General features: G+C 39.7%; 24 protein-coding genes. 6 read left to right on the forward strand and 18 right to left on the reverse strand.

Translation table 11 applies throughout. The features are described 5' to 3' along the window. Positions 1-86: 86 nt before the first annotated feature. The 4 genes from safA to nadB all read right to left on the reverse strand — a co-directional run bounded on the left by safA (position 87) and on the right by nadB (position 5,367). Positions 87-1,187 (reverse strand): SafA/ExsA family spore coat assembly protein, encoded by a 1,101-nt coding sequence (gene safA / locus MW695_RS22810; protein ID WP_308446075.1) that lies wholly within the window; start codon positions 1,185-1,187, stop codon positions 87-89. 673 nt (positions 1,188-1,860) lie between these two features. After that, positions 1,861-2,964, reverse strand: coding sequence for a quinolinate synthase NadA (nadA, locus tag MW695_RS07065; RefSeq protein WP_247104459.1), 1,104 nt, complete (start codon positions 2,962-2,964; stop codon positions 1,861-1,863). After that, positions 2,961-3,806 (reverse strand): carboxylating nicotinate-nucleotide diphosphorylase, encoded by an 846-nt coding sequence (gene nadC, locus MW695_RS07070; RefSeq protein ID WP_247104461.1) that lies wholly within the window; start codon positions 3,804-3,806, stop codon positions 2,961-2,963. The genes nadA and nadC overlap by 4 nt, the downstream gene beginning before the upstream one ends. Positions 3,807-3,834: 28 nt before the next feature. Beyond that, positions 3,835-5,367: an L-aspartate oxidase gene (gene nadB / locus MW695_RS07075; RefSeq protein ID WP_247104463.1), complete on the reverse strand. Its 1,533-nt coding sequence runs from the start codon at positions 5,365-5,367 to the stop codon at positions 3,835-3,837. A 131-nt stretch (positions 5,368-5,498) separates the two neighbouring features. Between nadB and MW695_RS07080 the strand changes: the two genes are divergently transcribed. Beyond that, on the forward strand, positions 5,499-6,617 hold the full coding sequence (locus MW695_RS07080; RefSeq protein ID WP_247104465.1) for a cysteine desulfurase family protein: 1,119 nt from the start codon (positions 5,499-5,501) through the stop codon (positions 6,615-6,617). A 13-nt stretch (positions 6,618-6,630) separates the two neighbouring features. Beyond that, positions 6,631-7,173: a transcription repressor NadR gene (locus tag MW695_RS07085; RefSeq protein ID WP_247104467.1), complete on the forward strand. Its 543-nt coding sequence runs from the start codon at positions 6,631-6,633 to the stop codon at positions 7,171-7,173. A gap of 380 nt (positions 7,174-7,553) precedes the next feature. Here MW695_RS07085 and pheA read toward each other — a convergent pair whose 3' ends face one another. From pheA to MW695_RS07105, 4 genes are all read right to left on the reverse strand, one after another. Further along, positions 7,554-8,417: a prephenate dehydratase gene (gene pheA / locus MW695_RS07090; protein WP_247104470.1), complete on the reverse strand. Its 864-nt coding sequence runs from the start codon at positions 8,415-8,417 to the stop codon at positions 7,554-7,556. Positions 8,418-8,434: 17 nt separating this feature from the next. After that, the gene (locus MW695_RS07095; protein WP_260505878.1) at positions 8,435-8,881 is read right to left on the reverse strand and encodes an ACT domain-containing protein; all 447 of its coding nucleotides are present in this window, start codon (positions 8,879-8,881) and stop codon (positions 8,435-8,437) included. 350 nt (positions 8,882-9,231) lie between these two features. After that, positions 9,232-10,515, reverse strand: coding sequence for a GTPase ObgE (gene obgE / locus MW695_RS07100; RefSeq protein WP_247104471.1), 1,284 nt, complete (start codon positions 10,513-10,515; stop codon positions 9,232-9,234). Positions 10,516-10,527: 12 nt separating this feature from the next. Continuing rightward, positions 10,528-11,049 carry a Spo0B C-terminal domain-containing protein gene (locus MW695_RS07105; RefSeq protein WP_247104472.1) on the reverse strand — a complete coding sequence of 174 codons (522 nt, stop codon included), beginning with the start codon at positions 11,047-11,049 and terminating at the stop codon, positions 10,528-10,530. Positions 11,050-11,511: 462 nt separating this feature from the next. Here MW695_RS07105 and MW695_RS07110 point away from each other — a divergent pair, with 462 nt between their 5' ends. The 3 genes from MW695_RS07110 to MW695_RS07120 are packed head-to-tail and all read left to right on the forward strand — an operon-like array spanning position 11,512 to position 14,113. Beyond that, positions 11,512-12,357, forward strand: a complete 846-nt coding sequence (locus MW695_RS07110; RefSeq protein WP_247104473.1) for an ABC transporter ATP-binding protein — start codon at positions 11,512-11,514, stop codon at positions 12,355-12,357. Then, the gene (locus tag MW695_RS07115; protein WP_247104474.1) at positions 12,290-13,045 is read left to right on the forward strand and encodes an ABC transporter permease; all 756 of its coding nucleotides are present in this window, start codon (positions 12,290-12,292) and stop codon (positions 13,043-13,045) included. Before MW695_RS07110 ends, MW695_RS07115 begins: the two co-directional genes overlap by 68 nt. A 36-nt stretch (positions 13,046-13,081) precedes the next feature. Next, positions 13,082-14,113, forward strand: coding sequence for an aliphatic sulfonate ABC transporter substrate-binding protein (locus tag MW695_RS07120; protein ID WP_247104476.1), 1,032 nt, complete (start codon positions 13,082-13,084; stop codon positions 14,111-14,113). 74 nt (positions 14,114-14,187) lie between these two features. On the opposite strand, the gene hemY is transcribed toward MW695_RS07120, so the two are convergent. The 10 genes from hemY to MW695_RS07170 form a co-directional block, all read right to left on the reverse strand. Further along, positions 14,188-15,597 carry a protoporphyrinogen oxidase gene (gene hemY, locus MW695_RS07125; RefSeq protein WP_252120674.1) on the reverse strand — a complete coding sequence of 470 codons (1,410 nt, stop codon included), beginning with the start codon at positions 15,595-15,597 and terminating at the stop codon, positions 14,188-14,190. A 5-nt stretch (positions 15,598-15,602) separates the two neighbouring features. After that, positions 15,603-16,535: a ferrochelatase gene (gene hemH / locus MW695_RS07130; protein WP_247104479.1), complete on the reverse strand. Its 933-nt coding sequence runs from the start codon at positions 16,533-16,535 to the stop codon at positions 15,603-15,605. Between the two features lie 12 nt (positions 16,536-16,547). After that, positions 16,548-17,585 (reverse strand): uroporphyrinogen decarboxylase, encoded by a 1,038-nt coding sequence (gene hemE, locus MW695_RS07135; RefSeq protein WP_247104480.1) that lies wholly within the window; start codon positions 17,583-17,585, stop codon positions 16,548-16,550. 229 nt (positions 17,586-17,814) lie between these two features. After that, entirely contained in the window at positions 17,815-19,962 is a 2,148-nt protein-coding gene (locus MW695_RS07140) for a transglycosylase domain-containing protein (RefSeq protein WP_483299849.1), read from the reverse strand. A 475-nt stretch (positions 19,963-20,437) separates the two neighbouring features. Continuing rightward, positions 20,438-21,070 (reverse strand): response regulator transcription factor, encoded by a 633-nt coding sequence (locus MW695_RS07145; RefSeq protein ID WP_247104481.1) that lies wholly within the window; start codon positions 21,068-21,070, stop codon positions 20,438-20,440. Continuing rightward, positions 21,067-22,119: a HAMP domain-containing sensor histidine kinase gene (locus MW695_RS07150; protein WP_247104482.1), complete on the reverse strand. Its 1,053-nt coding sequence runs from the start codon at positions 22,117-22,119 to the stop codon at positions 21,067-21,069. The genes MW695_RS07145 and MW695_RS07150 overlap by 4 nt, the downstream gene beginning before the upstream one ends. Then, positions 22,116-22,865 carry a cell wall-active antibiotics response protein LiaF gene (gene liaF, locus MW695_RS07155; protein WP_247104483.1) on the reverse strand — a complete coding sequence of 250 codons (750 nt, stop codon included), beginning with the start codon at positions 22,863-22,865 and terminating at the stop codon, positions 22,116-22,118. The genes MW695_RS07150 and liaF overlap by 4 nt, the downstream gene beginning before the upstream one ends. A 23-nt stretch (positions 22,866-22,888) precedes the next feature. Further along, the gene (locus MW695_RS07160; RefSeq protein ID WP_247104485.1) at positions 22,889-23,758 is read right to left on the reverse strand and encodes a DUF4097 family beta strand repeat-containing protein; all 870 of its coding nucleotides are present in this window, start codon (positions 23,756-23,758) and stop codon (positions 22,889-22,891) included. Between the two features lie 106 nt (positions 23,759-23,864). After that, positions 23,865-24,512 (reverse strand): PspA/IM30 family protein, encoded by a 648-nt coding sequence (locus tag MW695_RS07165; RefSeq protein ID WP_247104487.1) that lies wholly within the window; start codon positions 24,510-24,512, stop codon positions 23,865-23,867. A gap of 16 nt (positions 24,513-24,528) precedes the next feature. Beyond that, the gene (locus tag MW695_RS07170) at positions 24,529-24,924 is read right to left on the reverse strand and encodes a 5-bromo-4-chloroindolyl phosphate hydrolysis family protein (protein WP_247104488.1); all 396 of its coding nucleotides are present in this window, start codon (positions 24,922-24,924) and stop codon (positions 24,529-24,531) included. 325 nt (positions 24,925-25,249) lie between these two features. On the opposite strand from MW695_RS07170, the gene MW695_RS07175 reads away from it, so the two are divergent. Further along, positions 25,250-25,966 carry a cytochrome c biogenesis CcdA family protein gene (locus tag MW695_RS07175; protein WP_247104516.1) on the forward strand — a complete coding sequence of 239 codons (717 nt, stop codon included), beginning with the start codon at positions 25,250-25,252 and terminating at the stop codon, positions 25,964-25,966. The last annotated feature ends 33 nt before the right edge of the window (positions 25,967-25,999 follow it).

A 25,999-nucleotide genomic window follows, 5' to 3' on the forward strand; every position in this document is an offset into this window, starting at 1 on the left:
TTTTTTGAAGTGTCTTTTTCAAAAATACGTTTAACCATATACTATATGAAAAAAGCCGATACATTTGTACCGGCATTTAAATATAATTAGTCATCATAATCGTCTGTTTCCTGATAAGGATTTAATTGAGCAAGCTGTTCAGTCATATTATTGTTATTATAAGGCATTGACATTTGTTCTGGATATGGTGGTGCTTGTGGTATCGGTTGCTGTGGTTGCATCGGTGAAGCTTGCATTTGACTTGGCCCTTGCATCGGTTGTTGCTGATACATCGGCTGCTGATATGGATCAAGCATCTGATGTTGCTGAGTCATTTGTTGTGGCTGTGGTGCTGACATCATTGGTTGCTGTTGCATCATTGGATCGAAAAATGGCTGTGGACCAGGACCGCAATCTTGACATCCCATATTCATTTGATGAGTTTGCTGAGGATAATAAGGCATCGGTTGGGTCCCATGCATTGGCTGCACCTGTTGAAATGGCCCATGCTTAGGTGCACACCCAGGCACCATTGGACTAATTGGTGTTGGGCCACAATCAATTGGCATCATCATTGGTTGGTGGTGTTGTGGCTTCATCGGTTGTTGATGCATTGGTTGTAGTTGCGGCTGCATTTGTGGTTGTGCTTTAGGTTGCATTTGTGGTTGGGTTTTAGGCTGCATTTGTGGTTGGGTTTTTGTCGGTTGCGGTTTTGTCACTTCTGGTTTCTTTAGTTCTGGTTTTATTTTTTCTTTCTTTACTGGCTTTTCCTTCATAGGTGGTGCCGGCTTTTTAATCGGTTGTGGTTGCGGTTTATAAAAATGAATATTTGTTTCGTACACATTCTTCTTATAATCAAATTTCTTTGAAGGTGGCTGTGGTGGAGGTTGTGGTGCCGGCATTTCCTTCGTTGGCATCTCCATAATTGGTGGCTTTTCAATTGGCTGTTCTTTTGGTATCGGTTGCTCTTTCTTTGGCTGCTCTTTCGGTTGCATTTGAATAGGCTGCTCTTTTACAGGAGCCATTTGTGCCGGTGACTCTTTTTTGACCGGAACACTTCCAGTTGGGATTTTAATTTTCATTCCTGGCATGATCATATTCGGGTTTGATAATTGGGCATTGGCAGCCTTCAGTTGATCAAAGTCCACACCGTACTTTTGTGCAAGCTTCCAAAGAGTGTCGCCTTTTTGGACAATATGAATTTTCACTTTCCTTCCCCTCCTCTTGTTCTCTATATCATCCTATGTGAATGTAGGCGAAATGACACGAGCCCTTTCACAAAAAATAAGAAGAATTCGAATAGAAAACGGCTTTTAGCACATTTTATGTTATAAAAAAAGGTTTATGCCTAATTAGAAAATCGCTTAGTACCTTTTCTTAAAGAGATTGTTCAAAAATGGTAATTTCCCCCTCTTTAAACATCTAGTGTAGTCGCTACAGCTTTAAAGTCATGTGGTGAATGCTTTTCTCGCAACATGACGAGTAGCGAACAGGCCATTGCTATATTTTTTTGGTACCTTTGAACATACGCTTAAAACTTTTTACCATAATTCAGATCCAACACTCATATTAGACGAGGTCACTGAAAAACTGCGATTTCGAGGCCACTGAAAAAGTTTGGTTTTAACTTTTTCAGTGGCTTTGAAGTAATGTGCGTAGCCGTTGCCCGATTTTGAAAGCCTTGCAATGAGTGGGTTTCTCATAGCAAGGCGCGCAACGAGCGGAGCCATTACTCTTCCTTGAGTTACTAGAAAGGACTTTTTCAGTGACCTCGCGATTTCCACTTTTTCAGTGGCCTTATATTAGACAGCGCAGGAGTCTAATCATTCTCACCTAAAAAAGAGCGAAACCTCCATAGAAGATCTCGCTCTAATACCCTATTTACTTACGTTCAAGCATCCGTTCTAATGCTAAACATGCCTCCTTCGTTGTATTGGACTCGACAGTAATTGGATAATGAAGATTGCCCTTTTCTAACTCCTCCAATGACCAAAGTAAATGATCAATATCAATGCGATTCATTGTTAAGCAAGGACACATAGTCGGATTTAATGATACAATTTTTTTATCTGGAAATTGTTGAGCAAGTCGATTAACTAAATTCATTTCAGTACCAACTGCCCATGATGTACCTGATTTAGCTTTGCGAATCGTTTCGATAATATAATGCGTAGACCCATTTAAGTCAGCCGCCTGTACAACTTCATATGGGCATTCTGGATGAACAATAACGCTCGTGTCAGGTGAGTTTTGGCGGAATTGTTCAATTTGTGGTACAGTAAATTTTTCATGAACAGAGCAATGCCCTTTCCAAAGAATAACCTTTACCCGTTCAAAGTCACCTTCAAATTCTAGCTTTCGATTAATTGGATCCCACACAGCCATCTCATCTAATCTAATTCCTAGGTCGTAAGCCGTATTGCGTCCAAGGTGTTGATCTGGTAAGAAAAGCAAGCGTTCTTTCTGTGTAAACGCCCATTCGACCATTTTCTTCGCATTTGAAGAAGTCACAGTCGCACCACCGTATCTACCACAAAACGCTTTAATTGCTGCTGTGCTATTCACATATGTTAGTGGAAGAATCGTGTCACTGAACATATCTTGCAGAATCGTCCATGCATATTCCGTCTGGTCGATATCTGCCATATCAGCCATTGAACAGCCAGCCTTCAGATCAGGCAAAATGACATGTTGCTCATCGGTTGTTAGCATATCAGCAGTTTCAGCCATGAAATGCACACCACAAAAAACGATATATTCGGCATCCTTATTATCTTGAGATAATTGAGCAAGCTGCAAAGAATCACCTGTCGCATCTGCAAATTCAATGACTTCATCTCGTTGATAGTGATGTCCAGGAATGAACAAACGCTTACCTAACCGTTTTTTAATGGCCCAAATCCGTTCACGCTTCTCATCAAGCACTAATTCTCGATAATGTTCTGGTACTCGATCCATTTTTGTTAATTGTTCTAATATGCTCATCGTTGTTCCTCCTCTATTAGCAAAAAGCTAATATCTGTTGATTGAACGGAATGGGTTAGACAGCCAAGTGAAATATAATGGCAACCACAACCAGCATATTCCGCTAACGTATTTAAATTAATTCCTCCTGAAGCTTCTGTCACAATATGTCCCGGTACAAGCTGCTGGTAAGCTTTCACCTCTTTTGGTGTTGCATTATCAAACATGATGACATCAACGTTTGCCGTTACGGCCTCGAGTACTTCCTTCTCATTTGTCGTCTCCACTTCTACCTTCACCATGTGACCAATTCGCTCACGTACAGCTTCGACCGCTTTTTTCACTCCACCGCTAGCTAGAAGATGATTTTCCTTTAAAAGAACCGCATCACTTAAGCTACGACGATGATTATAAGCCCCACCACATCGAACAGCATACTTCTCAAACATACGTAAACCTGGTGTCGTCTTTCTCGTGTCACAAATCCGAATTGATTCATCGTTTAATACCGATTTCGCTCGTCTAGCCATTGTTGCAATACCGGACATTCGTTGTAATAAATTTAAAATGACTCGCTCACCAGCTAATAAATCATTAACCTTACCAGCAACAGTTGCCAAAACTTCTCCTTTTTCAAATGCTTCTCCATCTTTTTTAAAAAGCTTAACGATCATGTCATTATTTATAACTTCATAACCGGCATTAATCACGTCAGTTCCCGCCAACACTCCTTCTTCCTTTGCTACAATGTTGGCGCGTCTATATTCACCACTTACGAGCAATGACTCTGTTGTCACATCTCCTTCACCAACATCTTCTAGGAAAAACTCTTCTAACTTTCTCTTCAGCAACAGCTGATTCATGTTCCTCATCCCCTTACCCTTTATCTCCTTATATGACATGGGTTTCTCTTTTTTTATTTTCATTTAAATCATGCTTGACATATCTTTTTAACCAATAATCCTTCTGATTTGGAAAATCTGAACGGTAATGTCCTCCTCGGCTTTCTGTCCTTTGTAAAGCAGCATGAACAATAAGGCTAGCTGTCAGAAGCATATTTTTTCGTTCAATCCGTTCTTCGTCCTCATATCCAACTTCTAGAAACTTCTCTTTAAATCGATCTAACCAATTTTTTAATGTCAGTAAACCAATAGCGGTTCGTTCAATTCCAGCATGTTTCATCATTTTCTGTTGAATCTCTTCTTTTTCTGGCAGCTGATCAGAAACTTGACGATGATTCCTTGATATCAATATAGATACCAGTTTGACCGTTTGCACCTCTTCTTTTACAGCTTCACTCAGCTTTTGGGCAAAAACGAACCCTTCTAACAATGAGTTGCTTGCCAATCGATTTGCTCCATGAACACCTGTACAAGCTACCTCGCCCACCGCATATAAACCTGCCACAGTCGTTTTACCGTAAAGGTCTACTTCGACTCCACCACTACAAAAATGAGCTCCAGGCGCTACCTGGATCGGCGTCGTTGTAAGGTCAACACCAACTTTGCCTGCTCGTTTTGCTAAACCAGGGAAACGAACCTTTATATTTGCAATAGATCGGCAATCAAGATATACGTTTTCTCCTTGTTCAATCATCCTATAAATGGCCCGGCTTACGACATCACGTGGAGCAAGCTCACGTTCAGGATGGTGCGCCATAATAAACTCTCCAGCTTGATTGATTAACCTTCCTCCTTCACCACGCACTGCCTCACTCACTAACCCTTGAGATTGATCATTATGAATGAACAATGTCGGGTGAAATTGAATAAATTCCATATCCTTCAACGTAGCTCCGGCTCGATAAGCAATAGCATAGCCATCCCCTGTTGCTTCACGTACATTGGAGGAATACGAATAGATCTGACCTAAACCTCCTGTTGCAAGCACTGTTGCTTTGGCAAAAATAGCTCCCTTATTTGTCTGAACCCCAATCACTCGCTCCTTCTTTTTCAGTAACGAGTAAACATGGGTTTGCTCTTCTATTTGGACACGCCCCTTTACAGCATGTATTAATGCATGAGTAAGCGCCTTTCCAGTCTGGTCTCCATTTGCATGGACAATTCTTCTTCGTTGATGAGCTCCTTCCATTCCAAGGACAAGCTCACTCTCATTATGATCAAAAGTTACACCTAGCTTCTGCAATTGCTTAACAATAGTAGGGGCATGTTTGACTAGGTGTTCGACATGCTGTTCGTCATGATGATTTAATCCTGCTCGTAATGTATCTGCATAATGCTGTTGCCACGTGTCATCTTTTCCGAGTGATGCAGCCATTCCACCTTGTGCCCAACTTGAATTACTTATTTCGACATTTGACTTTGTGATAATCATCACATTTAATTCGTCAGCTAATAAGTGAGCAGTCATTAATCCAGCTACACCACTACCTATGATGATGACATCAGCTGTCCTATCAACCATGCCTTCACCTCCATTTAAACTTAACACTTGTCTTGTCACCTATCTTTACATAAAATGATTAAAGTGACAAGACGTTATTTTGGGAAGTTGTATTGTTTTTTTAGATTTATATAGAAAGTGGTGGAAAATGAATGATATATTTCGATTACAGCGCAACAACTCCTATGTCTGACATTGCGATTGAAACGTATAATCGAGTGGCGAGTGAGTTCTTTGGAAATAGTCGTAGCTTGCATACTCATGGTCAAGAAAGTGCTGATATCATTGAATACAGTCGTCAATCATTGGCGCAAATATTAAGTTGTCGACCACAGGAGCTTTATTTTACAGGTTCAGGATCAGAATCGACCTTTCTCGCTTTAACCGGACTAGCCTTTGCACATCAACATAAAGGGAGTACGATTTTGACCACGAGAGGAGAGCATCATTCTGTTCATCAAGCATTGAACTACTTAGAAGGTTTCGACTTTAAAATCGATTATATTTCAGTCGATGAATTTGGGCGTATTCAAATGGATCATTTGGAACATCTACTCAATAGTGATGTCATTCTTGCCTCCATTGGACATGCCAATAGTGAAGTAGGAACTATTCAAGACCTTACAGCAATTGGTCAACTGTTAAGAAAGCATGATGTCCTTTTTCATAGTGATTGCGTACAAACATTCGGAAAACTACCTATACCATTAGCTTTGTTATCGAGTATGAGCGCTTCAGCACATAAGTGTTATGGTCCAAAGGGAGTTGGTCTAACGTTTATTCAAAGCCGACTTCCATGGAACCCATTCTTTGAAGGAACGACTCACGAGGGTGGCTTTAGAGCTGGTACGGTTGATACTCCAGGAATCGCTGCATTTGCTGCTACCGCTGAAGAATCTTTCCAAAAACAGGATGAAGAAATGAACCGCTTATCAAAACTTCGCCTTCATTTTTTACAGGCGTTTGAGCAGGAGAAGCGTATCATTCTTGAAGGACATCCGATAAAGAGACTTCCATTTCATTTAGCTATTCGGATCAAAGGGATAGAAGGACAGCTTCTCATGCTTGAATGTAACCGGAGAGGCTTTTCTATTTCAACTGGATCAGCCTGTCGTGTCGGTGATACAAATCCATCTTCAACGTTAATGAGTATTGGGAGGTCGAAGGAGGAGGCATTCGAGTTAATTCGAATTACATTTGGACGATGGACAACGTTACAAGATATCGATAAACTAATAGTAGCCATACATGAGATTCTCGAACGGTATTAAAGGAGCAATGCATATGAGCAATGGTAAGAAATTATTAGGAGAAGAACGCAGAAAGCAAATTATCAATTGGTTAACATCGACTCATACTCCAATCACGGGTAGTGAATTATCAAAAAGATCAAATGTGAGTAGACAAGTCATCGTTCAAGATATTTCGATATTAAAGGCAAAAAAGCATCCGATCATTGCTACAGCTCAAGGGTATCTATACAACCAAATGAAAGAAACAGTACTAGCTAAACGAATGATCGCCTGCAAGCATTATCGTGAACAGGCAAAAGAAGAGCTATTTATTCTAGTCGATCACGGACTAACGGTGTCACAAGTGATGGTTGAGCATGCGATTTACGGAGAAATAACAGCATCCCTTATGGTGTCATCACGCCATGAGGCCGAGCAATTTTGTAAACGTGTTGAAGAGACCAACTCATCGTTGCTCTCAGAATTAACCGATGGTGTGCACCTTCATTTAGTTGAAGCGGCAACAGAAGCTCAAATTGATAAAGCCGTACTAGAACTTAGTAGGAAAGGTTTTCTATTGGATGAATATGAATAATCGAGAACGTCCTATAACCAAACAGGTGAAACAATAATGAGTAGAGGTTTCAAGCTACTTTTCTATTCGTTTATTATCTTCGCCCTCTTTCTTCTACTAGGATACCGTCAATACACTTCCGTGGTAGCTACCGTTCTTGTTATACTGATTATCGGTTACTTGATCCATTCCCTATTTAACATGTACAGAAGGTATAAGCGACATAATCCTAATACAAAAAAAAGGCGTTAAACGAGGTTTAATGCCTTTTTTTGTATAGAGAGCACAGCCGCTTCGAATCCCATCTTATGGAGAGCAGGCACGCTTTACATTAAATCACCATGTAGGCTTTACTTTGGCTGTACTTTTTTGTCCCATTCTTTTATCCTTCTTTTTTCTTTCTACGCTTCCGTCTTTACGATCGCCAAGTCATAGCAAGGATAGCTACCAAGTATCTCTACTCCACACCCAAGTGCTTCTAGCTCAGAAATAACTCCTGGAATTAGCACGTTGTCTTGCTTCTCTTCGACATCAATGATAAAGAAATAATTCCCTAAACCTGTTTTCATAGGTCTTGACTCTATTTTTGTTAAATTTAACTTCCTCCATGCAAATGCTGATAATACTTGATGAAGTGCTCCAGAAAAATCTGAAGGTAATGTCACCATTAATGTCGTCTTATCCTCAGAGCGTTCTGCTCCATCAATTGAAATGGCTTTTGTCGTCTTACGAAGAACGATGAAGCTAGTGCGGTTTTGCTGATAATCATGCACATTCGCATGAGCAACCTTTAATTCATATTCTTCGGCTGCCAAATCGTTGGCAATAGCCGCAACAGGTAATTCTGGATGATTAGCGACATATTCGGCTGCTGCTGCTGTTGAATTCATATATTCCCACTCAGCATTTGGATGCGTTTTTTGTAGAAAGTCATGACATTGAGCTATAGCATGTGGATGAGAGACAATCTTTTCTACATGCTTTTCTTTATTTTGTGGATGAATTAAACAATGTTGCACAATTGGTAACGTCACTCCACCAACAATTGGTAGGCGTTGTTTATGAATTAAATAATCTAGCGTCAAATTAACAGTACCCTCAATCGCATTTTCAATTGGTACAATAGCAAGCTCTACTTCTTCTTTTGCAACGGCATCCATACATGCAGGAATCGTTCGGTATGCTATGAGGTCTTCCTTAACAAACAAGCCCCGTGCTGCCATTTCTGTGAATGTTCCTCTAGGTCCTAAATAGCCAACCTTCATATTGTCTTCCGCTCCTTTTATGATCCAGTTCCCACCAATTCTACCTTTTCAACTGCCTCTAATTGTTCAATCCAATCAATTAAATCTCCAAGCTCAAGCTGCATTGGAGCTGTATCAATCGTAATGGTCATTTGTGCACGACCTTGTAATGGGATCGTTTGATTAATCGTTAAAACGTTCGCTCCTGTTTCAGCTACTTTTCCGAGTAACTGAGACAAAGAGCCAGATCGATCAACTAAAATGATCGATAAGGTGACAATCTTTTCACGAACCATCGTATGAAAAGGGAATATCCCATCTTTGTATTTATAAAACGCACTACGGCTCATGCCAACCTTATGAACCGCTTCGTTAATTTTTGTTACTTTACCAGAATGAAGCAGTTCTTTTGCTTGCAATGTTTTCTCCATTGCCTCTGTTAACATATCAGCGCGAACAAGATAAAAATCTTTCCGTGATGTCAAAATCAGCACCTACTTTCACCACTACATTATCTTTCCTATTATAAGAGTGCAACCCCTATTTGACAATATGAAAAAAGCTCTTTCATGCAAACAGCCTACACAACATACGAGAAGATCGTACAATCGTGTAGGCTATTTCAAATTAAGCAAAAGCATTTAAGAAAACTGCTACGCGGTTTTCTGATTTTGTCAAAAGCTTAAAACCTTAAACAAAGAGACTTTTGTGATTTCAATGGAGAGCGTCAGCTTCGCTCATGACACGGTAGACAGAAAGAAGACCATTTTCAGTCTACCTACAACCTTGTCATGTCTTTACCCGACGCATTTAAGAAAACTGCTACGCGGTTTTCTTAGTCAATAAATTCAAATTCGAAGCTTAGTAAGCGAACGATGTCACCATCTTTTGCACCGCGCTCGCGTAATGCTTCATCAACACCCATCCCTCGCATTTGTCTTGAAAAACGACGTATCGATTCCTCACGTGAAAAGTCTGTCATCTTAAACAGCTTCTCGATTTGAGCACCTGATAATACATAGGCTCCATCGTCATCACGAGTTATAACAAACGGTATGTCCTCTTTCGTATGCTTATACAACACACGAGTGGATTCCTCTGTTTCCTCATAAAGCGGAAATTCAGGAGTTTCTTCAATTTTATCAGCAATCGTAAGCAATAATTCACGTAAGCCTTGCTTGGTCACAGCTGATATTGGATAAATCGAGTAATCCTCCGTAAGTTTCTCTTTAAATTTCTCTAGATTTTCTTCTGATTCAGGCATGTCCATTTTATTCGCAACGATAATTTGTGGACGTTCTAGCAGACGCAAATTGTATTGCTTTAACTCATCATTAATGAGCAAGAAATCCTCATAAGGGTCTCGCCCTTCAAGAGCAGACATATCAATAACGTGTACAATGACTCTCGTTCGTTCAATATGTCTTAGGAATTGATGACCAAGACCAACTCCTTCATGTGCCCCTTCAATTAAGCCTGGCAAATCGGCCATAACGAAGCTTCGTTGATCATCCGTTTCAACGACACCAAGGTTAGGAGCAATCGTCGTAAAATGATAATCAGCAATTTTCGGCTTTGCAGCTGATACAACAGATAATAACGTTGATTTCCCTACACTAGGAAAGCCAACTAATCCAACATCCGCTAATACTTTCAACTCAAGAATGACATCACGCTCTTGCCCGGGTTCTCCATTTTCAGCAATTTCCGGTGCTGGGTTCGCCGGGGTAGCAAAACGCGTATTCCCGCGACCTCCGCGACCTCCTTTTGCAATCACCGCACGTTGACCATGCTCCGTTAAATCAGCTAATACTTGCTCGGTCTCAGCATCCATTACCGTTGTCCCAGGTGGCACCTTCACAATCATATCCTCAGCATTCTTTCCATGCTGATTCTTCGGCCTACCATGGTCACCTCTTTGGGCTTTAAAGTGACGTTGATAACGAAAATCCATTAACGTTCGTAATCCTTCTTCCACTTCAAAGACAACACTTGCTCCGCGTCCACCATCTCCACCTGCTGGCCCGCCATCAGGAACATACTTTTCACGACGGAACGAAACTTGACCGTTCCCGCCATCTCCGCCTTTTACATACACTTTTACCTTATCAACAAACATCGATGTTTCACCTCATTTTTTCCAGAAGGATGCAGATAACAGACATTCATGCTCATGGAATTCTTCAACTTGAAGATTAAACGGTTCTAATGTCTCCCACTCATCTTCATTCATTTTCACAACTCCATGAAAATCAAACGTTATGTGACAAGTCTTTTCTTTAAAAAGAAAAGAAATAAGTACATTATGCTCTGCATCTTCGGTACACGTATCATTTAGTTTTTCCAATACTGACTGACATAATCGAAAAAGACGATCTTCTTCATGCTTAAGAGAAAAAGGCTCCCCAATGACCTCTAGTTCCAATTGAACAGGATGTTGATTCCAATGATAAGTAAGAAGATAATATTCGACTTTCGTCACATACAAGGACGATAGTCGACTTTCACAAAAAGCTTGCTGAGCCGCTTTCTCGATAATGTCTTCAATTCGATCATACCGCTTAAGTTCTACGTTCGCTTTAATTAATTGGATAATATTTAACCAATCATGTCTAGCATGACGTAACGCATTAATGACATCTTTTTCTACCATTGCTTCCTCGTTCCCCTATCGTAATTAGTTCGTTCAATCTTTTTCTATCGATATCTTACCACAAACTAATTGAAATAAGGGGAGGACATAGAGATTCGTAGTGGATTTCTTTATATATTGATGAAAGATTGCCAATTCCATCCTTCTTCACCAGCAAAAAAGTGAATTTAGAGGACACTGAAAAAGGACCAATCAACTTTTTCAGTCCCTTTTATTTGAGTAGCCATGACTACACTCGTTGCGTGCTTGATACAAAAAAAACAATCGTATCAAGCTTTTCAAATAAGACAACTTTCCGCTCATTACTGAACATTCACTAAAAAAAGTTAAAAACCCAACATTTCCAGTGAACTCGGGAATTGACAGCATTCACGAATCTGTTATACTAAAACAAGTTAAAACCGACAAGAGAAGTATGAATTATCAATTTTATAGCTCAACGAAGAGAGGAGGAGCTTATAAATGGCTAATGTCAAAATTGAAAATGTTGGGAAAACATTTGAAAATAAAGAAGAAAAAACATCCTATACCGTTTTTAATGATATTCATTTAGATGTTCAATCAGGTGAATTCGTATCCTTACTCGGTCCTTCTGGGTGCGGAAAGTCAACCTTATTAAACATTGTTGCTGGACTTGATCATGCAAGCAATGGTGTCGTCTATGTTGGAGACACTGCAGTTAAGGGACCTGGTGCAGACCGTGGAGTCGTCTTCCAAGAAGCAGCACTTATGCCATGGATGACCGTACTGGATAATGTTATGTTTTCGATAAAGAAGCGATATGGCAAGAAAAAAGCGAAGGATCGCGCCATCGAATATTTAAAGCTGGTTCATTTAAGTAAATTTATTAACTCTTATCCTCATGAATTATCTGGAGGAATGAAGCAGCGTGTATCGATTGCCCGAGCTCTTGCTATGGACCCAGAAGTGTTATTGATGGATGAGCCATTCGGTGCTCTTGATGAGCAAACCCGCTCCATGCTTCATAAGGAAGTGCAATATATTTGGCAACAAACAAAGAAAACGATTCTGTTTGTGACTCATAACATTCGTGAATCGATTTTACTATCTGATCGAATTGTCTTAATGGGAACAAGACCTGGAGGAATTATTGAAACCTATGATGTTCCATTACCTCGTCCACGTAAAACAAGTGATGAAGCTTTTACTTCATTAGAGGAACGAATTAGTCAGCGTCTAGCTGGAGAAATAGATAAAGTGATGAAGGAGGAGATGGGAGATGATTACCGTAGTCAGAAGGCTACTCTTCTTTACAGTTCTCATCGGGATATGGGAGATCGTATATAGATTAGACGTTTTCGGAACGCAAATGTTTCCGTCTCCCTTTCTTTCGTTCGTAGAACTTTATAAAGGATTTTTTGAAACAGGGATTTTAACCGCCGCACTGACAACAAGCTTAGGCCGAATCTTGCTCGGGTTTGCACTTGCTATCATTATCGGTTCTATTTTAGGAATTACCCTTGCAACGTCAAAGTTGGCAGATGAAACACTTGGTTCACTAGTTGTTGCCCTACAATCCGTACCAAGTATTGTTTGGCTACCACTTGCACTTGTCATGTTCCAAGGTGGACCAATGGCGATTTTGTTCGTCGTGATTCTCGGGGGAACATGGCCGATGACGATGAACGTAAGAATGGGTATGAAGAATGTTCAGCCCATTCTCATTCGGGCCGCGAGGACGATGGGCTACCGCGGCTTTGAGCTTATTTGGAAGGTCATGATTCCTGCGTCTATTCCATCCGCTTTAACAGGTATTCGTCTTTCTTGGGCATTCGGTTGGCGAGCTCTAATGGCCGCTGAATTGTTAGGTCGTGGTGGATTAGGAAGGACATTAATGGATGCACGTGATTTCTTTAATATGGAGCTCGTAATTGCGATTATGATTATTATTGCGGTTATCGGACTTATTGTTGAATATTTCATATTCAATCCAATCGAACGAAAAGTGTTAACTCGTTGGGGATATGCAAAATAATAATAGATTTTATAAGTAAAAGGAGAGAGAAACATCATGAAAAAATGGATCTTACTGATCACTTCAGCTACACTATTGACATTCATTGCAGCATGTGGAACAGCGAATGAAAGTACAACAGGGGAGAATTCAGACGAAGAAGCTCCGGGTGAAGATGTTAGGATTGGCTACTTTCCTAACTTAGATCACGCAGCAGCGATTATCGGCAAGGAAAAAGGGTACTTCGATGAAGAATTAGGCAATCGAGGTTCAGAATATACTCACTTTCCAAATGGAAATGACTTTATTGATGCACTTTCAACTGGTTCATTAGATATTGGTTATGTTGGACCTGGTCCTGCCATTAACTATTTCTTAACAGGTGGCGATGTTGTTGTTCTTGGAGCGGCCGCAAATGGAGCAACATTAATCGTTTCCCGTGAGGATTCTGGAATAGAATCCTTAGATGACTTCGACGGAAAGTCATTTTGTACTCCAGGGAATGGATGTACACACAACGTTCAGCTTGAGATTATGTTAAAAGAACTTGGACTCGAATCAAATCGTGTCGGTGGTACAGTTGAACACCAATCACGTATACCACCCGCAAACATGGTGGCGATGTTCGAACAAGGACAAATTGATGCCGCTGCAGCACCTGAGCCTTGGGGAACCTATTTAGAGCTAGAGTTAAATGCGAATGTTGTCGCTGAATGGGATAATGTATTCATTGGCGAAACGTTACCAAGTGTCGTCATTGTCACAACGAATGAATTTCTAGAAGAAAATCCTGAAGCTGTAGAGGCTGTTCTTCGTGGACATAAGCAAGCCGTTGAATATACGCAAGAAAACACAGGAGACACGTTAAGCGCGATTAATGATCATTTATACGAGCTCACACAAAATCGCTTACCAGACGCTGTTTTAGAAAAAGCTTGGACACGTATGGTTGTAACAACCGAAACGCATCCAGAAGCGTTGCAAGATTGGGCTGATGCTTCTTATGAGCTGAAATTTATGGATGCTGAACCAAATCTAGATGGATTTGTTGATACGTCAAAGCTTGATGCAATTTTAGAAGCAGAATAAGTCAAAATACAGAAAAAACACGGCACCTCAATTCACATGGGCCGTGTTTTTTTATTCTACATTCAATGTAACGATCATAACGATCCCTTCACAAACATTAAAGCATCTTTGGCAGCTGCTTCTCCTTGATCAATACAGTCCGGCAAACCAATTCCTTTATACGCTCCACCAGCTAAATAAGCACCTGGATATAATTTTTCGATATCTTCCGTTAGCTTCTCCACTTTGAAAGAATGGCCTACCTCATACTGAGGCATCGCTTCCTTCCATCGAGTCACATAGAAAAATTCAGGTTCACCTTCAATATGTGTGATCGTTTTTAAATCATCTAATGCGGCTTTCACAATTTGTTCATCCGATTGATCGACAATATTTGAATCATTCGGTCTACCGACATATGCTCTAAGTAATGCATATCCTTCCGGTGCAGTATGCTTCCACTTCTTATGAGTCCATGTACATGCTGTAATCACGTGATTACCTTTCTTTGAGACAACAAATCCTGTTCCGTCATATGGTAAAATAACCTGTTCCTCTCTAAAAGCCATCGCAACCGTTGCGACAGATGTTGCTTTCATCTCGTTCAAATAAGAGAAATGCTGATCATCGTTAAACAACTGTCCTGCGACCGGAGCAGGTGTTGAGACGATAACCGCATCATATCGTCTAGAGTTATTCATCAAATGTACGTTATAGCTGTTTTCAGTCTTTACAATTTCGTTAATGTGAGCATTTTTATAAATCCTTCCGTTCTGTAAATAAGCTTCAATTCCATCTACAAATGACTCTAATCCCCGTTTAAACGATAGAAACATCCCTTGCTTTTTCTCATTTGACTTTGTGAATGTTTGATTCTTTGCACGTTGCTTAGAAATGCCTTTAATGAGACTACCATGCTCCTCCTCCATCTTTTGAAACTGGGGGAAGGTTGATTTCAAGCTTAATCGATCAAGGTCTCCCGCGTAAATTCCTGATAATAGAGGCTCTATCAGATGATCGACTACTTCATCCCCTAATCTCCTTCGAAAGAAATGACCTAACGAAATATCCTCATCCGACTCTGTAACAGGGGGTAGCATCAAATCTTTTAAAGCAACAACCTTCCCGATAGGAGATAGTAAGCCTGTCTTCAAAAAAGGCTTTAATTGTGTAGGAATGCCCATAACAGCTCCTTCAGGCATTGGGTGTAACGTCTCACCCTTCAAAATAAAAGCTTGTCCTGTATCATTGGCAAGGAGCTCATCCTCCATCCCAATTTCCTTAGCGAGACGTGCCATACTTTGCTTTCGTGCTAAAAAAGAATCGGGCCCTCGTTCAATGATGAAGCCATTGCGATATTCCGTACGGATTTTTCCACCTAATCGATTAGTAGCTTCATACAAGTCATATTCAATGTTCGCTCCTCTAGCAATGGCTTGCTCTAAATGACAAGCAGCTGCTAGCCCGGTTATTCCTCCACCAATGATTGCGATTCGTTTCTTCAACGTCCTCACTCATTTCCAAAAAGCTTTTTTTCAACAACTGTTGCTAAACAATCAAGAAACTCCTGCTTTGCATTAGGCATTTCAGGTCGATAATAATCAACACCAAGCTCATCCGTTACGACCTTACATTCGTAATCATTGTCATATAAAACTTCGAGGTGATCCGCCACGAATCCAACTGGGCAATAAACAAATGAAGTATACCCATGCTGTTCATACAAGCTTTTCGTTAAGTCTTGTACATCAGGTCCTAACCAAGGGTCAGGTGTATTTCCCTCACTTTGCCAGCCTATTTCATAGTGCTTAACCCCTGCCTGCTTCGCAATAAGATCTGCCGTTTCTCGTAATTGATGAGGATAAGGATCCCCAACTTGTAAGATACGTTCTGGCAAACTATGTGCAGAAAAAATGACGCAAGATTTGTCATCATCCTTTATAAGCTTCATTGTTTCTTTGACTTGCCTTACCCAATAGTCAATGAATAGTGGTTCATCGTACCAACTTTCTACACTCGTAATACGTGGACCAGCTATTTTCTCTGATTTTTCATGAGCACGTCCATTATAAGATTTCACACTGAATGTAGAGAAATGTGGCGCAAGTACAATACTAACAGCTTCTTCAATGCCATCTTGCTTCATTTGTTGTACCGCATCCTCAACAAATGGATCTATATGCTTTAACCCAAGATATGCCTTAAATTCAATATGTTCAAATCGTTCATTTAAAGTTCGTTCAAGACCATATGCTTGATCCTCTGTAATTTTTGCTAATGGGCTAATCCCACCAATGGCTTCATAACGTTCTGTTAAATCATCTAGCGCTTCCTGTGATGGTTTTCGACCATGTCTAATGTGCGTGTAATAAGGTTCAATTTCTTCTTTTTTTCTTGGTGTACCATAAGCCATTATAAGTAGCCCAATTTTCTTCTTTGTCATATAGATATCCTCCTATTTCGTCGTTGTATATTCATGAACAAATGCAGTTAATTTTCTTAACGTATCTGGGTTAACATCAGGAAATACACCATGTCCTAAATTGAAAATAAAGTTTGGTGTTTGCATTCCTTCATCTAAAATTGCTTTCGTTCGCTCTTCAATTACATTCCAAGGCGCTAATAAAATCGCTGGATCTAAGTTACCTTGAACGGATTTTGTTACGCCTAACCCCCGTGCCTCTTGAATCGATAGTCGCCAATCAAGACCAACGACATCTAAAGGTAGTTCGTTCCACTCATGAATGAGGTGACTCGCGCCGACTCCAAACATAATGAGTGGAACACCCTCCTCTTTTAAAGCGGTGAAAATTTTCGTCATAACTGGCTTTACGTATGTACAATAATCTGCCACATTAAGGGTTCCAACCCACGAATCAAAAATTTGAATCGCTTGCGCACCAGCAGCAATTTGTGACTTCACATATGTAATCGTCATTTCTCCAAGCTTGTCCATGAGTAGATGCCACGCATTAGGTTCAGCATACATAAAAGCTTTTGTTTTATTGTAATTTTTCGAAGGCCCTCCTTCAATCATATAGCTCGCAAGAGTAAAGGGGGCTCCTCCAAAGCTAATTAATGGTACAGAAAGCTGTTTTCTTAAAAGCTTAATCGTATCTAATACGTAAGGTACATCTTCTTCAGGACGTATGAAACCTAATCGTTCCACATCGGTTATAGAACGAATTGGGTTGTCAATAACCGGACCAATGCCTGACTTAATATCAACATCGACTCCAATGGCCGGAAGTGGTGTCATAATATCTTTGTATAAGATTGCAGCATCATTGTTATATTGATCGACCGGCAATTTCGTCACATATGCACATATCTCAGGATCATGAGTAATTTCAAATAAAGAATATTTTTCTTTCAATGCTCGATATTCTGGCTGTGACCGTCCTGCTTGCCTCATATACCAAACAGGTACATGATCATGCACCTCGCCTCGGCATGCCTTTAAAAACGCGTCATTAAAATTAGATTGTGTCATTTCGCCACTCCTTCACCTATTCATCCGTTCTTTTAATTACTACTTCTACTATAATCACCCAACTGTTAGCTGTATACACATTCCAACACAATGTCAAAAAATCGCCTAAGAAATACGCAATAGCGCCTTTTCTTAATAACGTCGCGCGTAACCGTTACAGTGGTATGAGCATTTCTGAAAATGGGGTACTTTCAGAAATGCGTGTAACGAGCGAAGCCGACGCCCATATCTAATGAAATCCAAACTGAAAGGTTGCTTCAACCAAATTAGAAGCTTCACCTGATTGCTCTGTTTGATAATTGTACGATACAACTTGATAGGTCTTTGTTATAAATGGATTATAGATGGGCAATGTATATTCATGAATACCCATAACAGTCGCAACCTCTTCCTTACTCTCTTCATTTATTTCATAGATCGTATACTGTACCCGCCCATCTTCCGTTTCAGTCCAATTTAATCGTACACTAAATGGGGCTCGGCCACCAAACGCCTTGGAAGCTTGCAATTCAAGAGAAGTAGGCATTCTTATAGGTCGTTCTAATTCATTAACATTGATCGGCTTATTAAATGTAAGTAAGCTATTCTCACTTCTGTGTTCACTAATAATATCCTTAAACAATACCGTAGGATACTGACTACCACCATTGAAGTATTGATCAGTTGTCGTTACATCATACCCCATCCACACTGCTCCGACCGCTTTCGGAGTGTATCCAACAAACCATGCATCGCGAGTAGCACCCTGAACATCAGGAAAGGATGTCGTACCTGTCTTTCCTGCTAAAGACCACTGAGTATTTCCAACAGCTGCTGTCCCCTCCTGAACAACAGATTCAAGCATCCTTGTCATATCCCAGGCTAGCTGTCGATTTACAACTGCTCGTTTTTCCTGACTTGCTTCACCTAATTTCTCTCCATCACGCGAGTAAATTTCTGAAATAAAAGACGGCTTCACATAATAACCACCATTCGCAAAGATTTGATAAGCAGCCGCCAATTCAAGCGGAGATACACCTTCACTTAATCCACCTAAAGCTATTGCTAACCCTCGATCCTCAATTTCAATTTGAACGTCATTGAGTAGTGCTATCGAATCGTCCAATCCTATTTGATCAAGTAACCAAACCGCCGGCGCGTTTGTCGATTGTATGATTGCTTCATAAAGAGAGATTTCACCTTGATAGTGATCATGATAATTTCTCGGAGAGTACCCATCATAATCGATTCGCTCATCCTTTAATAGTGAATAAGGCTCATACCCATTCATCATTGCTGGAGCAAAGACAGCAATCGGCTTAATGGACGATCCTGGCTGACGTTTAACATCAACACGATTCAATCCTTTCCTTACATACTCACGACCACCATGAGCTGCTAGTACGCCACCTGTTTGATGATCAATTAGGACAAATGCCGCTTCAGCATGAGCGTCTTCAGAAGGAAAATAGTGATCAGCTTGTAGTTTTGTATAAGCATCGATTAATAATTGCTCATCCATCGGGACGACGATCGTATAACCTCCAGTTAGAAGCTCTTCATTTGTCAGCTGATAACGCTCTTCCGCTTCATTCATGACCATATCGATATACGTAAAATATGGGTCGAGATTAAGATCCTTGCGCTCGGCAACCGCGACAGTTCTTCCTTTCAGACGAACAGCCTCATCAGCTGATAAGAACCCATTTTGTTGCATAACAGATAATACAAGGTCACGACGCTCTTTACTACGCTCAATATCAACAAGTGGTGAATAGGCATTAGGAGCTTTCGGTAAGCCTGCTAACAACGCTCCTTCATCCACCGTTAATTCTGAAACATTTTTATTAAAGTAAAGTGTGGCTGCTGCTTGAATACCATACACACCGTGCCCAAAATAAATTTGATTTAAATACATCTCTAGTATCTCATCTTTGCTATACCGTCTCTCTAAATTCATCGCAATTGAAACTTCCTGTGTCTTTCTTAACCATGATTTCTCATTTGACAAAAAGACATTTTTGGCAAGTTGCTGTGTAATCGTGCTACCACCTTCACCCTTTGCACCTGCTGCAATATCTCGATACAAGGCACGGCCAATTGCTCTCATATCAAACCCTTGATGCTCATAATAGCGGACATCTTCTATGGCCACAAAGGCATCTCGAACATATTCTGGTACATCTATTATTGAGATTGGTTCTCTATTTTCACGATATAATTGAGTAATTAATTCGCCATTTTGATCGACTAATGATGTCGTTGATTTCATAACGAGCTTCTCTTCATCAATGACATATTGGCCAGTTAATAGAAAAGTAAGATATATAATAAAAGCTAATAATATAAGTGTGATAGAGCCTCCAAACCAGAGAACTATCCGCTTTTTCATTGTCATGTATACACCCCCTTTAACGTACATATGTTTCTTTTTATCATAACGATTATTATTTAATAATGCGAATCATCAGCTTTAGCTTTATGCAAATTTTATCATAAAATGTCGATGGAATCTTCAAATCGCTACATCTCTTTCACGCTAAAAAATACTCACATAAAAGTGAGTATACTCAAGCCTATCAACTATTTAATTATACCTTCATAACGTTTGTACTTTGAAAGATGCCTCAGAAACACTTGAGATAAATACTGAATAATATATTCCGCAATGAGACCTGTTACTTGCGAAGATGGTGTAAATAATGAGGTCTGCATGAATGTAGCTCTTTACACCTTCCTTTTTTAATATTAGCTATGTACACCAAGATCCATACGAATACCCATAAAAACAATTCAATTAACATATGAATCCATCCTAAAGAGGATAACACTAGTCTACTCCATAGAATGATTCGTAACATCTATATCTTAATTTATTCAACTAACCCAAATCGATGAGCATATACAGCAATTTGCGTCCGATCTTCAAGCATTAGTTTCTGAAGAATATGGCTTACATGTGTCTTCACGGTTTTTATCCCGATAAAAAGCGTATCAGCAATCTCCTGATTGCTCTTTCCTTCACCTATGAGCAGCAACACCTCATGCTCACGTCTCGTTAAGCTGTCGTGAAGGGGTTTCTCCTTCGCACTTCGCATCCTTTGCATCATTTTATTCGTTACTTGAGCCTCTACAATTGCTTCTCCCTTAGCTGCACTTCTTATCGCCGTTGCTATTTCATTGGCAGAGGAGGTCTTTAACAAATAGCTAAATGCTCCAGCTTCAATAACAGGATATACTTTTTCATCATCAATAAAGCTTGTCAAAACAATCACTTTAACATTTGGCAGCTTTTCTGTAATGGCTGATGTGGCTGTTATTCCATCCATCGTTTCCATTACTAGATCCATTAATACAACGTCAGGCTTTTTGTTTAATACTAAATCAACTCCTAGTTGGCCATTGCTAGCCTCTCCGACAACTTCAATATCAGCTTGTGTTGATAAAAAAGCGGACAGTCCCATACGTACCATTTCGTGATCATCAACTAATACGACTCGAATCATTGTTCGTCCCTCCATGTGACTGGAATGTTTGCCTCTATTTGTGTTCCTTTATTCGGTACGGAAACGATATGTAATGTACCACCAATTTCATTCATTCGTTCTTTCATTGTTTGCAAACCATAAGAGCTCTGCTGAACGTCCTTCTCAGAGAAGCCAACACCGTTATCAATTAACTTTAATTTGACTTCTTTATCCGTTTGTTTCAAATCAAATTCGAGCTGTGATGCTTTTGCATGCCTAAGAACATTCGAAATCGCTTCCTGAACCATACGAAACAATTGATCTTCTATTCCTTTTGGCATCAATAAACCGTCTGCTATTTTCACTTGAATTCGTATTTGATATTTTTGCTTTAACTCAGTAAGAAGCTGCTCAACTCCCTCATGAAGACTCTTTCCTTCTAAATGAGCAGGACGCAAATGAAGCAATAATGCCCTCATTTCAGCCTGTGCCGTATTAGCCATTTTCTCCACTACCTTCACTTGCTCAACAGAAGAATCCTCTTTTTCCTCAAGGCTTTGTTTAATCGCTGCAGTCATCATGGAAATCGCAAATAATTGCTGACTAACAGCATCATGTAACTCCCGTGCTAATCGCTGCCTTTCCTCCGTAACAGCGGCTTTCTTCATTGAATCCTGCATACGAGCTCGTTCGGCTGATAAACGTTGCAAAGATGCTACTTGCTCCTCAATATGAGCCGCCATTCTGTTCATACGATCAGCTAGCTCTGACACTTCATCTTCACCACTTATTTCTGTTCGGTAAGCAAAAGTTCCCCTCTCATATTTCGCGGCAGCATGCACAAGTTGATCCATTCTTCTCCGCATCGGTAATGCTTGAAGATAGCCACTTACAATTCCTGTCATAATAATAACGGCAATACACAATACTAACACTGGAATACCTGCAAGTGAATAATCAATTAACAATAGAAAACCACGGCTGCTTTCATACGTAATCATAAAAATAAGGAAAAATGAAATAAGAAACATCGCAACTAAATTATGTCGAATGAACTGCCATTGAATACGCGCAAGCCGTTTTCTCATAGTGAACGCACCTTCACTTCCCCAATCGAGGTTGACAATATGAGCTTGACACGTCGAGAGGATTCTTTATATCCTTTCGTTGTAATACTTAAGTTCGGATTAATACCGCTATGCCGCTCATGAAGAACAGCTACTTCCCCTAGGATCGTGGAAGCTTGCACTGAAACAGCTAGGTCGTCAGGAATATAAATCTGAACTTCGCCAATCAACCCTTGAACAATAACAACCGTCTCACCTTCTGGTATAATAGCCCTTGATAAATCTAGACGAACTTCTCCTATACCGTTCCACACTGTCATATCTCTTAGTTCGAATGATTCACGATAATCAATCTCACCAATAATACTTCTACGAATAAGTGGCGCATCATCATGATAAGCGCTATGCTCCTGTCGTGGTTCTATTTCCTTCTGATCATTTTCATCCGTTTCCCATTTTGTTTCGTAAATGTTTTCTTGATTACCATTGTTGTTAGAGCGCAATAAACGAATCCCAAAATAAATTGCCACACCTGCAATGAAAAGGGAAAAGAAATTGATAGAAAAAATGAAATCAAACACAACTGTTAAAAAAATGATAAAAAATAGCAAACTTAAGAAGCGATGACCCTTTTGGTAAAAAAATATCGCCAACAATATAAAAATGAGCGGTCCAATTAAAGAACCAATTGAAAGATGAAAGGAATTAAACAGAAGATTTAATCCGATAATGGCAATAATAATTCCAATTAATGTTTGTTTCTTCATGAGAACCGCTCCTTTCCAACAATTTATTTAATTACAATATCTCCGGAGGTCGTAGTAACCGAGACTGGATATTCCCCCTCACCAATCTTACCAGAAATTTTACGATTGGAAAGCTGCTGATTTGACAAACTCGGTACAACCATTAAATCGCCAGAGGTCGTCTTTAATGATAAATCTGCATTCGCATTGGCCAAGTCTACAAGTACATCGCCTGAAATCGTTCGTAGTGCCGCTTCCTTATGCTCATTCTGAAATTCTGCCTGAATATCTCCTGAAGTCGTCTTGGCAACTAGAGCTCCCTGAATAGTTAGGATACCAATGTCTCCTGAAACTGTCTCAGCCTTCACTTCTTCTGCCAATATACTCTCTATTAAAATATCGCCAGAGGTCGTTTTGAAATCCGCTTCCGAGTCAATAGTAAGAGAATCAGCCTTTATATCACCTGATACCGTTTTTAGAACAATAGAATTTACGCTTGACGATTCACGCATGAGTATGTCACCTGAGACAGAATGAACTTCAATAGAATCCATATAATCTGCTGGAATTCTAGCAATTGCTTGCTCTTGCTGAAAAGAAAAATCAAATGATAGAAAGGCAAAGCGTTGTTCTCGTTTAACCTCTACTGTTAATGCACCATTTTGCACAGAAGAATACATATTCGTACTATTATGCTTATTTACTAACTCAACTTCAATATATGAGCTATCTGACTCTTCAATTTCCCAATCCACTGACACACCAGAAAGCTTCACCTGATTCAATTGATCCGTGGATTCCTGTAAATAGTCCCCTACCTCATCCTTGTTCATTGTTGACCACGCTGGCCAAACAGCAGACACAACGATGATTACACCAAAGATAATTAAAGCGATCCCCAATAAAGATTTCATGATAAGTCCCCCATTCACTTAAGAAAACCGCGCAGCGGCTATTCTTACATGCGATAAAGTCGTGAGGGAAGGAAAGAAAAATACTCCAATCCCCACACGACTGTACTCATAATCTCTGTTCGTTTAATTTAGCCTTTAATTGCTTTAACTCATCCATTACTAATTGATTTACCTGAAAGGTTTCGTGCTTATGCGTCTTCCCTTGGTGTCGTTCCATTTCCGTTATTCTCTCTTCCCATCGTTCAAATGGATCTTCCTGTATTTGCGAGCGACGGATGCCTTGCTTCTCCAACTGTTCAACATGGCGTTTTGATTCAACTGCTTCCATTCGTAATAACAGATCAAGCTTACGTTCCTTTAGCTTTTGATACTTCACAAGTAACTGCTCTAATTCAGCCTTTTGTTCAACAAGCTGCTCCTCATTACGCTCAAATAAAGCATCATAACGATTTTTCTGCTCATACGCATCATGCTTGTTGTTTAATAGCTTTTTTGCTAGTTCCTCATCCTCATTTTCTAAGGCGATTTTCGCTTGCTTTTCTCGCTTCGCAATTGTTTCCTTCAACTGCTCAGCATCCTTTCTTAACGTTTCAGAAAGCTCTTGCTTCTTTTTAATTAATTGTGTCATTCGTTTTATTTCTACATTCACATCTCGCATATATTGCTTCACCATTATAACAGGATCTTCCATCTTTTCTAACCCTTCATTTACATAAGCCTTAAAAAATTGCTGAACTCGCTTTGTCATATCCATCTTTAGCATCCTCCTACTATTTCTTTTCTAATAAGCGATCGATTTCTTCATCTAATGAATCATATGTTGATTTCGAGTAATCCAAGCTTTCCTCTTCCGCTTCCTCGTCCTTATTCATATCATTTTTTGTCATAAATTGATAACCAACATAAACTAAAAACCCACCAATTAATAAACTAATGACACCTCCTATGCCTCCGAATAAAAAGCTTATTCCCAGAACAACCAGAATAATGCTAGATAATGACCAGCGTCCATGCTCTTGGTAGCGGCAGTACCCCCAATACAACAGAGCAGCTCCAATTGCAAGTCCTAGCAATCCTCCAAGATGTATTCCAATCAAGCTTAGTAGCATACTTGCTCCAATAAAAATAAGTAAAAAACCGACAAACACTTTTCCTGTTATTTTCATTGCTATGTCCTCCTTCTTGAATCTACTCTTATCATACAGGACACTCGATTTACTGTAGCCACTCTCAAGATTGTTTTTCTCTCAGACTTTAGACTGAGAGAACACTCAGTCTCTTGTCCTTTCCGTGAACTTTCATGGATCATCCTATTTTTAATGAATAATTGCGATATAATAGACTGAGCTATAAGTATTCCACACGAATATCTCGTGGAAAGTTCCCATACTCCTAATAATAAATATCAGCTTTTTAATTATTTGATTTATAAAATCGATTTGTTTTAGAATACATTTAAATGAACGTTCGTTGTATAAATGAGGAGGTTTCATAATGGAAGTTTCAATCTGGCTCGCTTTTTTTGCTGGAATTATATCTTTTTTATCACCATGTATTTTCCCACTCGTACCAGCTTACTTAGCTCAATTAACTGGTACTTCAGTTACAGATAATCAAATTCAAGTAGATCGACGTTTTATTTTTTCACGTAGTATCGGCTTCATTATCGGATTTACAACGATTTTTTTAATGCTTGGTCTATCATCAACGTTCATTGGACAGCTCTATTCAGGGAATCGTCAATTGATTGAACAGCTCGGTGGGATTATTATTGCAGTATTTGGGTTACAAATGATGGGAATCATATCAATTCGTATGCTTATGAGTGAGAAACGGTTAAATGTAAAACCAAGGAAATCAAAGAGCTTTGCTAACTCGATTTTAATTGGCTTTTTGTTTGGTACAGGCTGGTCACCATGTATAGGACTTGTCCTTTCATCGATTCTTCTTCTTGCAAGCAGTTCAGAAACAATGATGACAGGAGTTTTTATGTTATTCGTCTATTCGATTGGTCTTGGAGTTCCATTTCTCCTCGTCTCTCTTATTTGGTCAAAATCACTTGATAAAGTACGCCGCTTAAACAAATGGCTCCCTAAAATTCAAAAAGGGAGTGGTGTTATTATGGTCATATTAGGAGTTCTATTATTCACCGGACAATACAGTACGATCTCGGCCTATTTAGCCAGGTTTGTCCCATTTGGAATCTAACTAAATTGAAACATATCCATTAAGCAACTTTAA

This window comes from Halalkalibacter sp. APA_J-10(15) (genome assembly GCF_023017105.1).
Taxonomy (GTDB): domain Bacteria; phylum Bacillota; class Bacilli; order Bacillales; family Bacillaceae_D; genus Halalkalibacter.